Origin of the sequence: Hyunsoonleella ulvae (assembly GCF_016827605.1) — a bacterium.
GTDB classification, from domain to species: domain Bacteria; phylum Bacteroidota; class Bacteroidia; order Flavobacteriales; family Flavobacteriaceae; genus Jejuia; species Jejuia ulvae.
The window spans coordinates 123,673-138,873 of record NZ_JAEPJQ010000008.1 but is presented as its reverse complement, the minus strand read 5'-3'; the positions used below and the strand labels follow the sequence as shown (position 1 = coordinate 138,873).

16 protein-coding genes and 1 pseudogene are annotated in these 15,201 nt (G+C 32.0%); 14 read left to right on the top strand and 3 right to left on the bottom strand.

Annotated features, from left to right (window positions below):
• The first annotated feature begins 248 nt into the window (after positions 1 to 248).
• The 14 genes and pseudogenes from JS605_RS16580 to JS605_RS16515 all read left to right on the top strand — a co-directional run bounded on the left by JS605_RS16580 (position 249) and on the right by JS605_RS16515 (position 12,128).
• Complete coding sequence (locus JS605_RS16580) at positions 249 to 701, top strand: hypothetical protein (protein ID WP_239000386.1); 453 nt, start codon at positions 249 to 251, stop codon at positions 699 to 701.
• A 261-nt stretch (positions 702 to 962) separates the two neighbouring features.
• On the top strand, positions 963 to 1,316 hold the full coding sequence (locus JS605_RS16575; RefSeq protein ID WP_203258844.1) for a hypothetical protein: 354 nt from the start codon (positions 963 to 965) through the stop codon (positions 1,314 to 1,316).
• Between the two features lie 143 nt (positions 1,317 to 1,459).
• Positions 1,460 to 1,824 (top strand): annotated as a pseudogene (locus JS605_RS16570) (DUF4262 domain-containing protein); the annotation flags it as partial.
• Positions 1,825 to 1,836: 12 nt separating this feature from the next.
• Complete coding sequence (locus tag JS605_RS16565) at positions 1,837 to 2,322, top strand: DUF4262 domain-containing protein (protein ID WP_239000385.1); 486 nt, start codon at positions 1,837 to 1,839, stop codon at positions 2,320 to 2,322.
• 360 nt (positions 2,323 to 2,682) lie between these two features.
• The gene (locus tag JS605_RS16560; protein WP_203258842.1) at positions 2,683 to 3,726 is read left to right on the top strand and encodes a DUF3179 domain-containing (seleno)protein; all 1,044 of its coding nucleotides are present in this window, start codon (positions 2,683 to 2,685) and stop codon (positions 3,724 to 3,726) included.
• Positions 3,727 to 3,805: 79 nt separating this feature from the next.
• The gene (locus JS605_RS16555) at positions 3,806 to 5,482 is read left to right on the top strand and encodes a T9SS type A sorting domain-containing protein (RefSeq protein WP_203258841.1); all 1,677 of its coding nucleotides are present in this window, start codon (positions 3,806 to 3,808) and stop codon (positions 5,480 to 5,482) included.
• Between the two features lie 207 nt (positions 5,483 to 5,689).
• The gene (locus JS605_RS16550) at positions 5,690 to 6,151 is read left to right on the top strand and encodes a GNAT family N-acetyltransferase (RefSeq protein WP_203258840.1); all 462 of its coding nucleotides are present in this window, start codon (positions 5,690 to 5,692) and stop codon (positions 6,149 to 6,151) included.
• 217 nt (positions 6,152 to 6,368) lie between these two features.
• Positions 6,369 to 7,112, top strand: coding sequence for an ankyrin repeat domain-containing protein (locus tag JS605_RS16545; protein ID WP_203258839.1), 744 nt, complete (start codon positions 6,369 to 6,371; stop codon positions 7,110 to 7,112).
• A 141-nt stretch (positions 7,113 to 7,253) separates the two neighbouring features.
• Positions 7,254 to 7,886: a hypothetical protein gene (locus tag JS605_RS16540; protein ID WP_203258838.1), complete on the top strand. Its 633-nt coding sequence runs from the start codon at positions 7,254 to 7,256 to the stop codon at positions 7,884 to 7,886.
• Positions 7,887 to 8,119: 233 nt separating this feature from the next.
• Positions 8,120 to 8,668, top strand: a complete 549-nt coding sequence (locus tag JS605_RS16535) for a mechanosensitive ion channel family protein (protein ID WP_203258837.1) — start codon at positions 8,120 to 8,122, stop codon at positions 8,666 to 8,668.
• Positions 8,669 to 8,670: 2 nt separating this feature from the next.
• Positions 8,671 to 9,954: a magnesium transporter gene (gene mgtE, locus JS605_RS16530; RefSeq protein ID WP_203258836.1), complete on the top strand. Its 1,284-nt coding sequence runs from the start codon at positions 8,671 to 8,673 to the stop codon at positions 9,952 to 9,954.
• A gap of 261 nt (positions 9,955 to 10,215) precedes the next feature.
• Positions 10,216 to 10,650 carry a hypothetical protein gene (locus tag JS605_RS16525; RefSeq protein ID WP_203258835.1) on the top strand — a complete coding sequence of 145 codons (435 nt, stop codon included), beginning with the start codon at positions 10,216 to 10,218 and terminating at the stop codon, positions 10,648 to 10,650.
• A 95-nt stretch (positions 10,651 to 10,745) separates the two neighbouring features.
• Positions 10,746 to 11,327: a Crp/Fnr family transcriptional regulator gene (locus tag JS605_RS16520; RefSeq protein WP_203258834.1), complete on the top strand. Its 582-nt coding sequence runs from the start codon at positions 10,746 to 10,748 to the stop codon at positions 11,325 to 11,327.
• A gap of 63 nt (positions 11,328 to 11,390) precedes the next feature.
• A complete protein-coding gene (locus JS605_RS16515) occupies positions 11,391 to 12,128 on the top strand; it encodes an SDR family NAD(P)-dependent oxidoreductase (protein ID WP_203258833.1) in 738 nt (245 codons plus the stop codon).
• Positions 12,129 to 12,452: 324 nt separating this feature from the next.
• On the opposite strand, the gene JS605_RS16510 is transcribed toward JS605_RS16515, so the two are convergent.
• The 3 genes from JS605_RS16510 to JS605_RS16500 form a co-directional block, all read right to left on the bottom strand.
• Complete coding sequence (locus JS605_RS16510; protein ID WP_203258832.1) at positions 12,453 to 12,776, bottom strand: hypothetical protein; 324 nt, start codon at positions 12,774 to 12,776, stop codon at positions 12,453 to 12,455.
• 114 nt (positions 12,777 to 12,890) lie between these two features.
• Complete coding sequence (locus JS605_RS16505) at positions 12,891 to 13,523, bottom strand: response regulator (protein WP_203258831.1); 633 nt, start codon at positions 13,521 to 13,523, stop codon at positions 12,891 to 12,893.
• Positions 13,520 to 15,175 carry a sensor histidine kinase gene (locus JS605_RS16500; protein ID WP_203258830.1) on the bottom strand — a complete coding sequence of 552 codons (1,656 nt, stop codon included), beginning with the start codon at positions 15,173 to 15,175 and terminating at the stop codon, positions 13,520 to 13,522. Before JS605_RS16500 ends, JS605_RS16505 begins: the two co-directional genes overlap by 4 nt.
• Between the last annotated feature and the right edge of the window lie 26 nt (positions 15,176 to 15,201).

Here is a 15,201-nt window from a genome sequence, read left to right as displayed (position 1 = left end):
AACTTCGCTTGTGTATGTCAATCCCTATGTATAACTTAGGGGTAGCAGTAATTTGAGTGTTCATATCTTAATCGTTTATCGTGAACCTTAAAGATACTCGACTTACTGCTTTTTCATCGATGCTAACCGCAATTACGGCGGATTCGACTACGTCCGAATCCACTCGGAATTGCTAAAGCCAGTGCTGAACCGAAAATTAATGCATATTAACCCGTAACTGACGGTTATACTAAACCGTTGCCCACAATATGAAAAAACTGCTTCAAATAGTATTAATCGGACTTTTAACATTGAGTTGTAGCTCAAAAAAGAAAACTGAACCGAAAACTTATGAGGAAGTGGAATTGGAATTAGCAAATTATAGCGAAGAAGACCGAATGAAAGAATTGGAATATTTAAAAGCTAATGTGTTTAATGGACTTGAAAATCTGAATGATGGATTCGACTCTGAATCGATTTATTATTTCTCGGAATCTGACTTTGAAATTGTACTTGACCAAGTAGAAAAAAATGGACTTGGAATTTACGGAATTGAACCTTGGATTGACGGAGATTTTTATGGCGTTCTGATTGTTGAAGATTTTAATACTGTTGCAACTGACCCAAAATGGTACAGAAAAGCATTTACGGAATTTAAAGCAAGTGGAAAAGAATTGTTATATGCAGCGAGTTATGAAGTTCCAAAAAAACTTTTAAAATAATGCGAGAATATTTTCCGATAATATTGACAATTATAGTAATCGGAATTCTAGCCTATCGATATAGAAATGGTAGCGGAGGAGAATCAGATTTTGACGATTATGATTTTGATTAAAAAAATACTGTGGGCAACAATGTATCCGCAATTACGGCGGATTCGAATACGTCCGAATCCACTCGCACTTGCTAAGGCTTGTGCTTAACCGAAAATAATCGCTAACTTATCCCGTAACTGACGGTTATAGACCGTTAGCAATAATTAAATGAAATACTCAGTATACTTAATCCTTACTTTTATCTTCGTTGGTTGTAAATCAAATGAATATAATACTAAACTAATCGGAGATTGGAATTATATTGACAACAACGACTATGGTCTGATTTTTACCAAAGATTCGCTTATTATTAAATCAATCTTTACCACAAAACAAAATTGGACTTCGGACGAATCAAACATATACCTTAAAAATATTACGGATTTAAATATGAATAAAGTGGACGAAGAGGACTTTCGAAATCATTTTGTTTATAAGTTAAGCAAAAATGAAGATACTCTGGTTTTTAAATGGAAAACTGACACCACTAATACTTATTATAAGTTGGCTCGAAATAAATAAAAACTATTGCCATAACAATATATAAAAATTACTACTTTTTGTTTAATTAATGTGAGTTGCTAGTTTGCTAGCTTCCGATTTTCCTTCGGAAAATCTTCGCACTCAAACACGCAACTTTCCATATACCGACCGTTACCAGTAATATGAAAAACCACGAAGAACACGATAAACAAGCAAAAGAAAGGATTGTAAATGACATCAAAGAATATGATTGTCATTTAGCACAATTAGAATGTGATGGTTACTCACCTGCCTTTGTTTATACAATTGGTCTTTATGAAAAATTCCAACATCCTGAAATAATAATATTCGGTCTTAAAACAGATGTAATGGGACATCTTCTAAACGGACTGAGAGACGAAATAAGAAAAGGAAACAATTATAAACCTAATCAGAAATATTCTGGCTTATTGGAAGGCTACGAAGTTCAATTCTTGAAGGTTAATGAAGAAATTATGCAGACTATTTAGGTTATGCTGGATGGTATTATAAAAACACTTTTGATTTTCCTGTTTTACAAATGATTTGGCCTGATAAAGAAAGTAAATGGCCTTGGGAAAGTGGATTCAACGAAAATTGGAAATTCAAACAACCTTTACTTGATAGGAATACTGAATTTAAATATCAAGAAGAAAAAAATTTAGGAGTTTATACAACTCATCACGCTTTTGAAGGCAAACCAATATTGTATGTACATCACAATGAAGATGGAGATTGGCAATTTCATACAGAATATGAGCCAAAAATAGCAGATTCGAAATTGGTATGCCTAGAAGAAATTATAAAACTTGACCCGACTCTAAATGAAGTTTATTACCTGAATTACGGACAAGCGGCTTATCGAAATGGAATCGGAAGTGAATGGACAATCGAAGAATCGGAGTCAGAAAATGAAGAAGAAACTACTGGTAACAATGGTTATACAACAATGGTAAGTGAAGAGTTAACCGAAAAACTTATTAATAAATCAACCTTTTGGGCTAAACTGAAAAGTAAGTGGTTATAAATCGCCACTGCGCCGAGATGTTACACACAATATCCCGTGAAATGAAACAACTAACATTCATTTTTTTTATAACTAATTGATTGTCAAAATTTAAACTATTCTATTTTTAAAATGTATGACTTTTCAATTACTTTCATTTGATAAAATACTACCCGCTTTTGAAAAAATAATCCACGTCAATTTTTCGATCCCAAGATAGATTTGCAAGGCTCCTAATTACAAACTTGAGTTCGATTAATGGCAACTCTAGCACGGAATAATGTTTCATGTATTGGTAATGGGAGATGTTATACCTACTTATGAAATGAAGTCTGCTTTAATAAAAATATACAGTAATTCTGAAAGCCAGAAGATATGATTTTGGCAACAGTAGCTTTCTTAATTGCATTTACCATTGCATTTGGTAGGCAAACCGCCGTATTTGGTAAAGTAAAACAATCGCTTTGGTTTTTTTCTAATTATGAATTTAAACGCATTGTATTTTCTTTAACTTCTATCGTTTTTGGTCTATTGTCTTGGGTTTTAACCCCAAGCAATGCGATAATTAATGCCCTTTTAATCACAGCATTATTATTAATTATTTTATCCTTTTTATTTGACTTTAAATATATATTTCCTGAAGTAAAAAAAGTAGAACGCGAACTTGGCAGTAAATTGAATATTAGTGGGGAAACAGAAATTATTGGAATATCAATAAAAAATCTTTCGGTTGCATATCCATTAGATGTAGTAATTCCAAGACACATTATTAACGATAATATTGAGGGCATAAATATTGTTGTTTCTTATTGTGCAATTTGTAGAAGTGCACTAATTTTTAGCGCAGAACTTGAAGGAGAAAAACTATATTTTAAAGTTTCGGCTGTTTGGAGACGAAATATGGTAATGATTGACGACCAATCTAAAAGTTTGTGGCAACAAGCAACAGGAGAATGCATATATGGTAAATACAAAGGGAAACATTTGAAATTATTGTCAGGAGAAAATACAAATTGGAATTCTTGGGTAACTAAACATCCAAATTCTGAATTTGCTTATAAATGTATAGAAGCCAGAAAAGGGTACTCATCGAGAGGAGGAATGTTAAAAGCTCTAAATTTTATTACACCAAAAATAACACCACCAGGTTTTACTGATTTGAAGGGACTGCCCACAAGGGAAACCGTTTTCGGTATTAGTTATAACGGAATTTCAAGAGCATATCCGAAATCTGAGCTAAAAAACAAAACTATTTTTTCTGACACATTTGATAAAAAGAAACTCAATTTGAAATATGATCAATTAAGTGAATATTTAACAGCAACTGATGCTGAAACAAAAGAGGAAATAATTGTTGAAAAACATTGGTGGTTAGGTTGGAAAGAGTTTCATCCAAATACAGAAATATGGGATAAAAACACATAACAATGCTATAAATAATAGCGGTTTAAATAATTAAACGTTAGTGTAAAACTGAAAAGTTAGTGAGTAAAAAATCATCAAAATGAAGAAAATATTACTATTTACAATGCTCTTTATGAGCTATATATCTTACACTCAAAATCAAATATTTGTAAGCCCAAGTGGCAATAATAGTTCTGGAGACGGTAGTATTTCTAATCCGTATGGCACTATAAAACACGCAGGGGATCAAGCAAACCCTGGAGATACTGTTTTTGTAAGAGCTGGAACGTATCAGAATTCTGATTTTGGAGATAATGATATATGGACAGGAGAACCAGTAGCTCGATTATCCAATATAAATGGTACAGCTAGCGACTATATAACATTTATCCCTTACCAAAATGAACAAGTAATCATTGAGTTTGATGGTATCTACGGCTTTTTAATTCAGAATTCATCTTATCTAAAAATATACAATTTTATCTTTGATGGTATTGCAGACAATATAACTCAACAAGAAGCGGAAGACGCTTGGGGACTTTACAAAGATACTAATGGGGTAATTCATGATTTAGAAACTGAAATGGGGATAGATATAAATGACCCTTCCATTATTGGTACATCTATAGATCAACCTTCTAGCTCAGATGGGTCAATTGAAAAGCCTATTGAGTATAACGGTAGAGCCTTAGTTGCAAACAAATCTCATCATATAGAATTTACAGGAAATACTATTAGAAATGTGCCGTCTGCTGCAATTAGGGCACAACAATCAGATTATATTACTATTTCAAATAATAAAGTATATGATAATACTTTTTGGACTACCCAAGGTGTAGGAGCAATAACTGTAAGTGAGGCAACAGTAAGACCTCTGGGAGACACTTATACTGGAACTAAAATAGTTATTACACAAAATGAAGTTTATCAAAATGAAAATAGGCTTATTTCTTGGAACCCAAATAAAACATTTGTTCACTTTGAGATAGATGAAGGGTCTGGAATATTTCTTACTAGAAACAAAAACACTTATGTACATGGGAGCATGTTAATCGCAAATAATTTATCGTACAAAAATGGAGCTAGTGGAATAGTTTGTCATCATACCAATCGTGCAACAATAGAACACAATACCGTTTTTGATAATGCTACAACCAATCATGCAAAACCGGGTGGAATTGGAGTAAATGCCTCAGACGATGTCAAAATACTGAGTAATATTTCATATTCAAAATCCAATAAATGGGCATTAGGCATATTGGCAGAGCCAGTTACAAACCTTGTTCTAGATTCTAACATTGTGTTTAATAATTCTGGAAGCACTAATGTTATCAGAAGTACTACTTCTAATCCATTAACAAGTGGCTGGAATGAAACAAATCCGTTATTTATTGACGAAAACAACTATGATTTTTCGCTTAGTAATTCTTCAACAGCTATAGATAATGCTTCTTCACAAAGTGCACAAACAATAGATTATCTTGGTAATATTAGAGATGCAAACCCTGATATTGGAGCAATTGAATACAATGAGACATTAGGAATAGAAAACCAACCTACACTTTCAATCTTAATCTACCCAAACCCAGTACAAGACCTACTTAAAGTAGAAGGATTAACTTTCTTGAAATCGGAAGTAAAAATTATGAGTACTTTAGGTCAAGAATTTCAGAATTATAATATAGTTAACAAACAATACATTGACTTATCAAACTTACCAAGCGGATTGTATATTATTAAGATTAAAACTTTTGCTTACAAAGTATATAAGCAATAGCTCCTTTAAGGGTGCTACTGTTCATGCATAAAACCGTTGCTCCACAGCCAATTTTAGGCTAACTTTGGTCGAGTTCCACGAGAACCCCACACGAAACTACACACATCGTTGTGTACAACCTTGGGGCGCAACAATGGCTCTCTGAGAGACTCGCCCCACTGTGCCTTACACTCTGACCGTTATGTTTCATTAAAAAATTACCGAATAATGAATATCAAAATTCGAAATGCCAAACTTGAAGACCTAGCTGAAATTCAAAATCTGTTCTCGGAGACAATTATGGAAACTTGCCAAAATGAATATTCATTAAAGCAGAGAAAAGTATGGAGTAACGCTGTAAAAAAAACAGAAAAATGGAATAACTCTTTAAAAGAAGAGTTTTTCATAGTGGCAGAAAATAATGGAATAATTGTAGGTTTCAGTTCACTTAAGAATGAAAATTATTTGAACTTAATGTACATACATAAGGACTATACCAGGAAAGGAATCGCAAGTAAACTTTATGAAAGCATTAAAGCAAAATCTATTGAATACGGAACTGAAAAGCTGAGTGCCGATGTGAGTAAAACTGCTAGACCTTTTTTTGAAAAATTAGGGTTTAGAGTTTTAAAAGAAAATAAAAATATTGTGGAAAATGAAATTTTGATTAATTACAATATGTCAGAATGAAAAACGAAAACACAACATAAGCTATAATTAACACGGGTTTTGGTGTTCAATCCAAAGTTTAGTGTATTTTTATAAAGTCGTCAAATCATTTTAATTTGACTTTTGAATAAGAAAAAAATAAAGGCAAACAAAATGCTTCGTCTTAGTGCTAATCGGAAAGCTACCGCTTCCCTACTCCCGCACTACGATATTCAAGCTGTTGGCAACAAGCTGAAAAATGGACTTAAAGAAAAAAATATCGCATCAAATTGAACTTCATTCAGTTCAAGGAATTAAAGATTGCTTCGAAAACGGACTGAACCCTAATTTGGAGTATGATGGGAAACCTCTTTTTGAGTTATTGATAAGTATGTACACGAGAAGTGCAAGATTTAAGGACTGCGTAAAGGCATTTATTGATTACGGACTTGAATTTGAGGACAAAACCTTGTTGGCTGTTTTGTCTGACAATGCGCAGAATTTGGAAAGACAACTCGAAAACAAACCAAATGAAACCGACAAGGAAATAAACTTGAACTCTGCCTACACACCTTTAAAAAAAGCTTCATTACTACACGTTTGCGCGGAATTCAACCACCTTGAATGCGCTAAAATTTTAGTTAAAAACGGAATAGATGTCAATCGTAAATCTGGAATTGACACTAATGGATTTGGGGGGCAAACCCCTATTTTTCATACAGTAAACCAAAACAATAATAGTTCAGCAGAAATGATGGATTTTTTATTATCTAAAGGTGCTGATTTGAGTTATACGGCAAAGGGAATAATTTGGGGAGAAAACTTACCTTGGGAAACCTTTATTCCATCTGTAAATGCAATCAGCTATGCTATGTTTGGACTTTTACCGCAAATGCACAGAGACGAAAAAACTATTTCAGACACGGTAACTAAATTGCTAAAGCACGAATACGGAATTAACTACCGAGCAAAAAATATCCCAAACAGATATTTGAATGAATAAAAGCCAGTTGCCAAAATAAAATGTATATAAAAAATTGCTACTTTTAGTTTAAACAAAGTTAGTTGCTCGTTTGTTAGCTTCCGATTTTTCCTTTCGGAAAATCCTTGCGTACAAACTACGCAACTTTTCATATACAAACCGATGAAATACATCAAAGTCCTACTATTATTCTTAATTGTTTACTCTTGTAAAACAGATCCAAAACCTGAATTAAAATTTGAATCAGGTTATGGAATGTACTCAATTCTAATAAATGAATTTGTTGATTCATCATTTCACATTGAAAAAGAAATTCGAGAACTAATAAACAGTCTACCCCAAAAAGATACTCTAAATTCGGATTTTCTTGAATACGATAATCTGACAAAAGAGTATATCTCCTATTTAGACAATATAACTGACCAACTTATCGAAAATTCTAAAATTGGTAATATTCACGAAAACCAAAATGCTCTTACCGATTTTCAAGAAGTCAACAATTTGTTTTTCAATTATGGAGAATACAGTATAAAAGGAAATGAGTTTATTAATAAAACGGACTCTTATAGGGAACTTATTTTAAAGTATGTTAATAGCCAAAACCTGACTGTTAGAATAAGAAACACTCTTGACACAAGAAACATCACAGATAGAAACGGTAATTCAATTAAAAATTTGGAGTATTTCTTTAAAGACCAATCTTTGATTGGAACTATAGCATTTCTAAAAAAAAGAAAAAAGAATGTGCTCGAATTTGAAATGGCCTTTTTGAACAATAATAAACTGAATAAATAAAAAGGTATGATAACAAAGATGGCTATAATTCATTGTGGTTTTGTGTTACGCCAAAGTAAAAGTATAAATCAAACAGCTGGATTTCGTTAAAATAATCCTATGGATAATTCTCCAACGAAATCATAGCTGAAACCGCCATACACAATTTTGACACATTACAGAATTAATTGATAATTTATTAGATAAAAGCAAATTTATATTATAATTTAACCCTACTTACCAATCAAGAATCTATGGAAGTTTATTACACCAAAATAATTGAATCTCTAGTTGTTATTATCCTATTTATCGTTGTTAGGGTTTTAATAAACCAGCTTATAAATAAAACCATAATCGATAAAGTGATTCAAAAAACAAGAAGCAAACTTATAAGAAGAGCTATCAATTTGATGATTTTTTTAATTTGTATAACACTATTATTAATTATTTGGGGAGTAAATCAATCGGAGATAGCCGTTTTTGTAGGGTCAGTATTAACAATTGTTGGTGTGGCCTTCTTTGCTCAGTGGTCGCTTTTATCAAACATAACTTCAAGTATTATCATATTCTTTGGTCATTCTGTGAAAATTGGAGATTCCATATCTATAATGGAAACTAAAGATTATGAGATACGAGGCAAAGTCTTGAACATCGGTCTATTTTTTACAAAAATTAAACTGAATGATACTGATGATGAGATAACAATGCCTAACAACATTTTCATTTTAAAAACTGTAAGGAAAATAAATCCGCTTACCGACAAACCAGAGCAAATTTCGAATACCAATAAAGAATCTCTATAGTTATGTTAAATAATGACTTTTCAAAAAAATCCCCTAAAGAAATTGCTTTCGAACTCGAAAAAAATACAATTGACGAGATTTTAGTTTTTCTAGATAATTCAACAGTTGATATTGCTCAAAACGTATTTTTTAAATTCTCAAATCACGTCATCGTAGATATTTTCCCGATAATGACTGATGAATTGTTCAAGAAAATCTTTAATAAGGTCGATACACACAAAGCTTCACGTATTTTTGCTAGACTTGACCGTGATTCTGTGTATAAAAGATTGGAATTACTTCCAAAGCTTACTGCGCGTGAAATCAAAGAATTTTTAAATTATAATGAGAATACTGCTGGCTTCCTTATGGAAAGCAATTTTCTAAGTTGTTCAAAAGACGAAACGGTAGAAAATGCACTGGTAAAACTTCGTAAGTTGAATGACAAACGCATTCTCACTATTTACATTATAGACGAAGAAGAAAAACTTATCGGTAGAGTTCCTGTAAATTACATTGCTGTTTCTCAACCTGAACAAGAGCTCGATGAGTTAATGTATCTTTCCCATAGCGTTCAAGCAATGGCATCAAGACAAGAAGTAATTGAAGCCATCGAATCACATTCGCTCTTGCAAATTCCTGTGGTTGATGTTCAAAATCATCTACTAGGAATCATAAGAAATGATACCATCCTTTCAGCATCCCGTGAGGAAATAAGTGGCGATTTACAAACTATGTTTGGTGCTGGTAAAGAAGAGCACGCATTATCTAGAACATCATTTGCTGTACGCAAACGTTTACCGTGGTTACAAATAAACTTGGTTACTGCATTCCTAGCTTCAATGGTTGTTGGGTTATTTGAAGACACTATAGCCCAAATCACAATTTTGGCAGTATTCCTTCCTGTTGTAGCAGGGCAATCTGGCAATACAGGTTCGCAAGCTTTGGCTGTTTCTATTAGAGGTTTAGCTTTGAGGGAAATAAGGATTGGACAATGGTGGCGTGTTGATAAAAAAGAACTTGCTGTGGGTTTTATAAATGGTGTTGCTGTTGCAATAACTACGGGAATTGTTGTGTTTTTTTGGGCAAATTCGCTAGGTATAGCAGTGGTTATTGGAATATCAATGATATTATCTATGGTTATTGCTGGATTTTCTGGTGCTATTATTCCAATTGGCTTGAAAGCAATTGGACAAGACCCAGCAACGTCATCTTCCATTATATTGACAACTGTAACAGATATCTGTGGATTTTTAAGTTTTTTAGGATTAGCAACGGCTTTATCATCTGTTTTGGGAATAGCATAATATCAAATCAAAAAAACTGTGTACAACAACGGTAACTATTACGTAAGTGCATAAACTTCTCAGTAATAGCTAACCGAAAATTTCTTCATATTTAACAAGCTATTGTACTACAGTCGTATCGGTTATAAATAATTGCTGAGTCAGTGCATATCGAGAAATCCTACCGATTTCCCTCTGGTTTGGGAATCTTTACTAAATTAGTGGATTAACAACGCTACTATGCATGACTGTAGCTCGTTGTGCGTAATTAGAAAAACATCTATGAGAAAAATAATTTTAGTATTTATTTCAATTTTAATTCTTTTTTCTTGTAAAAAAATAGTTAAACCTACTTTAGAAAATATAAATGCAATTGTTGACTCGAATGAATATATGATAAAGATAGACATCGTTGGTGGAAGTGTTGCTGGAAGTTACACTGACCAAATGATTATAGGAGTTAATGACGATCGATTAGATGCAAAAAGTGAATTTAAAAATCTCTCAAAAAAACTGAATAGCATACAGAAGGATTCTTTGAGAAATATTTTAATAAGATTGGCAGAATTGCATAGAGAGGAAAAAATAGCTCTTAAATTTGGAGGTTGTACAGCAAGAGACCAAAATTATATAATTGAAAATGATTCAATAAAAATGAGAATAAAGCCTGAATTTGGAAATGGAATTTATCACGAGATACTTGAACTGATAAAATAACTGTACACAATCATAGAAATGGATAGCTAAGGCTAATTACTTGTAAAAAAATAAAAGTAACTTTAATCCCGCAACTCACAATTCTACCTATAGAAATGAACAATTTAATAGCATTATTTAATTCCATATTACCAATATCGAGAGAAGAAGAGCTTCTTATACAAGAACACCTTAGTATAGATTTGGTTTCAAAAAAGGATTGTTATAACGAAATAGGCAAAATATGTAACAAACTAGGCTTTGTAGAACACGGTATTTTTAAAGTTTTGAGCTATAAAGATAGTGGTGACGAGTATATTAAGTATTTTGTGACCCAAGGTCATTTTCTTATAGATTTAAATAGCTTTTTTTACAACACACCATCCTCTGAAAGTATAGTGGCTTTAAATGATAGCAAGGTATATACAATGTCGCGATCTGCTTACAACTTATTAGAACACAAAGTTTCTAATTTTTCAAAAATCATAAACGAATTAAAGCAAAAAGCCTTACTAGAAAAATTTACAATAAAAAATGAAATGCTAGTAGATGATGCTTTAACTAAGTATTCTAAATTTATTAAAAGATATCCCACATTGTCGCAAAGCATCTCGCAAAAACATATCGCATTACATCTTGGTATTACAGAATATACCTTGAGTAGAATTAGGGCTAAAAAGCAATTTCTTGCCATATAGCAATCGTTTCTATTATTGCACCATTTACATTTGTTTACATGTTAAATGTCAATTTTAGAATACATGAAAAAATTAGAGAATAAAATCGCTTTAGTCACAGGTGCATCTAAAGGTATAGGTGCTGAAATCGCTAAAAATATGGCGAAAGAAGGTGCCAAAGTTATTGTTAATTACAACACGGATAAAAAAGGTGCAGATAAAGTCGTTTCAGAAATTAAAGCGCAAGGCGGTAATGCTTTTAGCGTACAAGCTGATGTTACTAAAAAGGATCAAATTGAAATGCTTTTTAAAACTTCCAACGAAACATTTGGACGTATTACTACTTTAATCAATAATGCAGGGGTTTACAAGTTTGAACCTATTGAAACAATTACTGAAGATGAGTTTCACAATCATTTTAATACCAATGTATTAAGCGTATTTTTGTTGATTCAGGAAGCAATGAAGCATTTTGATGAAAACGGTGGGGATATCATCAACATTAGTTCTATTGCAACTGTAAAACCAACACCTATGACCTCACTTTATTCTGCCACTAAAGGTGCTGTTGATGTATTAACTCATGTATTAGCCCAAGAACTAGGTAATAAACATATTAGAGTAAATGCTATACAACCAGGACCAACGGAAACAGAAGGCAATAAGATGCATAAAGATGTTAAAGCATTTGTTGCCAGTAATACACCATTGGGTACTATTGGAACAACAACCGATGTAGCACGATTAACCGTTTTTTTAGCGTCTCATGAAGCCTCATTCATTACTGGACAAAAAATTGGAGTCTCTGGTGGATTTGTATAATTCTTATATGTAAAATTAAAAGAAAAATTACCTATCCAGAATCTGGAAATTCTTCATATTATATATTATATGTAACAACAATTTAAGTAGAACAGAGTTTATAGGTTATCATATTACCCAATTTAAGCATAATACATTTTAAAAACACCAAGTGCTTGTTATATTTTAATACAAAAAGATATAAATATTTTAGCTCAAAATTAAAATTATAAGAAAGCATTTGTGGTTTAACCCCAAATGCTTTCTTGATTAATAGAAATAAGCAACGGTATCTACTTTTATACAATATTCAATAGATACCTGTAATGCTTATCGAACCATTGTCTATTTAGCTCTATTTCTCCAAGGTTTATAATTTTTGTATGCTGGTCCTGTTAATTTTTGCCTTTTGTTATTGCCTACTTGTATTGCAACATATTCTACTTTAGAAGTATCTGTCCACCGTTTGTAATTTTTATAGGCTGGCCCGGTAAGTGCTTTTTTCTTAACTGTATATACAGGTGTTACAGCTGTTGTATATTTCCAAGGTTTATAGTTTTTATAAGCTGGGCCTTTTAAATCACTTCGTTTTGTAATGGTTTTATCTTTTTGTGCAAATGCACCAAAAGAAACTAATAATAACCCTAAAATTAATGCAACTTTTTTCATGACTTTTGATTTTATGGTTCATGATAAAATTACACACAGTTTCAGGTGTTTAGAATTATGGGAATTCCACTATTTTGTATCCGTATAAATACGGATAAGTAGTTCTAAAACATGTTATATAAGATTGATTTTTGCTGCTTTTTTGATAAGTTCTGCAGTATTTTTAACCTCTAGCTTTTTTAAGATATTGGCTCTATGCGTTTCTATGGTTCTAGTACTTACAAAGAGTTTTACAGCAATCTCCTTTGTGGTTAGGCCTTCTGAAATTAACCCTAATACTTCTGTTTCCTTATTAGATAAGATGTTTTCGCTAATGCTCTGGTCAGACATAAAATTTATCATCTTTTCAGAAATCTTAGCACTAAAATATTTCTTTCCTTTATTAACTGTACGAATAGCCAGTATTAATTCATCTTCATCTGTATTTTTTAATAAATAACCATAGGCACCACTCTTAGCACATTTGGCAATATAGTTACCATCACTATGCATAGAGATTATTATAGGTTTTATATTGGAGTTTAGAGTTTTTAGTTCTTTTAGCACCTGAAAACCATCCATTTTTGGCATAGTAATATCTAAAAGTGCAATATCTGCTTCCAAGTTACTTTTTATAAACGCCATAAACTCATTACCATCGGCAACGCTTTTAACAATATTTATATCGTCATGTTTTCGTAATAATTCGGCTAATCCTTTTCGGAAAAGCTCATGATCGTCTGCTATTACTATGTTAATATTGTTCATATATTTACAGGCAGTTCAATTTCAAAAGTAGTGTTGCCTTTGCTAGAATTTATATCGATTTTACCATTACAAATTTCTACGCGCTCTTTGATGTTAATTATTCCAGATCCTAATTTAACGTTATTTACATCAAAACCTACACCATCATCAAAATAAAAGAGCGATATAAACTCATCAAACTCTGAAAGCGTGATTCTGATATGTTTTGCGTTGGAATGCTTTAATGCATTGTTAATCAACTCTTGATTTATCCTAAAAAGATTGATACTTTGATGGTTGGTTATTTTTGTATGTTCTTGCTTGGTTAAATCCTCATATGCTATGTTTACGGTAGTTGATGTTTTTAAGCTATCTACAAAATTTGTTAGAGCTACTCCAATACCAAAATCGTCTATAGAAGTGGGCATTAATGCATTGGACATCAGCCTTATTTCAGAAATGGCATCATCAACAATACGTTTCATTTCTGCTTTTCTGTTAGTATTCTCTACCTTGTTTTCTATATAGTGTTTTAATGACGTTAAATAAGGCCCTATACCATCATGTAGCTCTCTAGAAAGCCGTCGCCTTTCATTTTCTAAACCATCAACCAACATACGTTTAGTCATTATTCTAGTATGCACTTCGTTATTTCTAAACTCTTTGAGTTTATCTCGCATTGCAATTAAACTTTTCCCTAAAAGATCATCAGAACTTTTTGGTTTATAATCTGTATCCAAATTCATTTTACCTATATCATCAGAAAACTTTACCGCTCCTTTTAATGATGCTTTTAAGTTTGCCAAGGCATCAAACATATCCTTTATTTCATTTGAGTTTTTTGAAAACTCAATATCTTGGCTATAGTCTCCCTTAGCCATAACCTTTAAACTTTGCTGCATATTACGTATAGGATTTGTGATTATTCTAGTTAATAAAAGAGAAAGAATAACTGCCACTAGGAGAATACCCAATGTTAAACAGATAAGTCTTGATTTTAATTGCTCTAATGGCTCTACCACCTCATCAACATCAATTTCAGAAAGAATGACCAACTTGAGATTGGATATTTTTATTAGACTATACACACTGTAAACATCTATACCACGATAATCACCAAAAGTACCTCTACCATCCTCTCCTTTAAGTGCCTTGAGTACTCCTTTGGTTTTTACTTTAATAGTGTACGGATTTTTATTGGGAAAAAAACGGGATTGTGAGCGCATGTAATAATCATCTCCCACTATATACGACTCACCACTTTTACCCATTCCAGTACGTTCTAATAATACCTTTTTTATTTTATCGTAGTCTAAAATTTTAATCTTGGTTGCGCCTTTAGAATTAGACACAAAACCTATTGACGTTTTTTTTTGTATGTGATTTGCTGTAAAATCATAAACCCCATTCATACCATTAATTGTATCAGGAAAAATGAAGGAATTACTATCTACGTTTTGAAAACCTGAATCAGAGTCTAAAAATGTATTCCATTCAGACTCAATTAAATTTTCAAGTTGAATCTGCTTTAATGTTTTTATAGAGTTTAATTGGAGTAAAATCCGATCATTTAAAACTCTTGAAAATTGTTTGTAGAAAGACAAGGATAATACGGCAACAACCAATGCAATTAAGCTATTAATTAGTATTAGTATTAATGTTTTAATGCTCATCTAAACAATCAAAATATGTTGTTTTG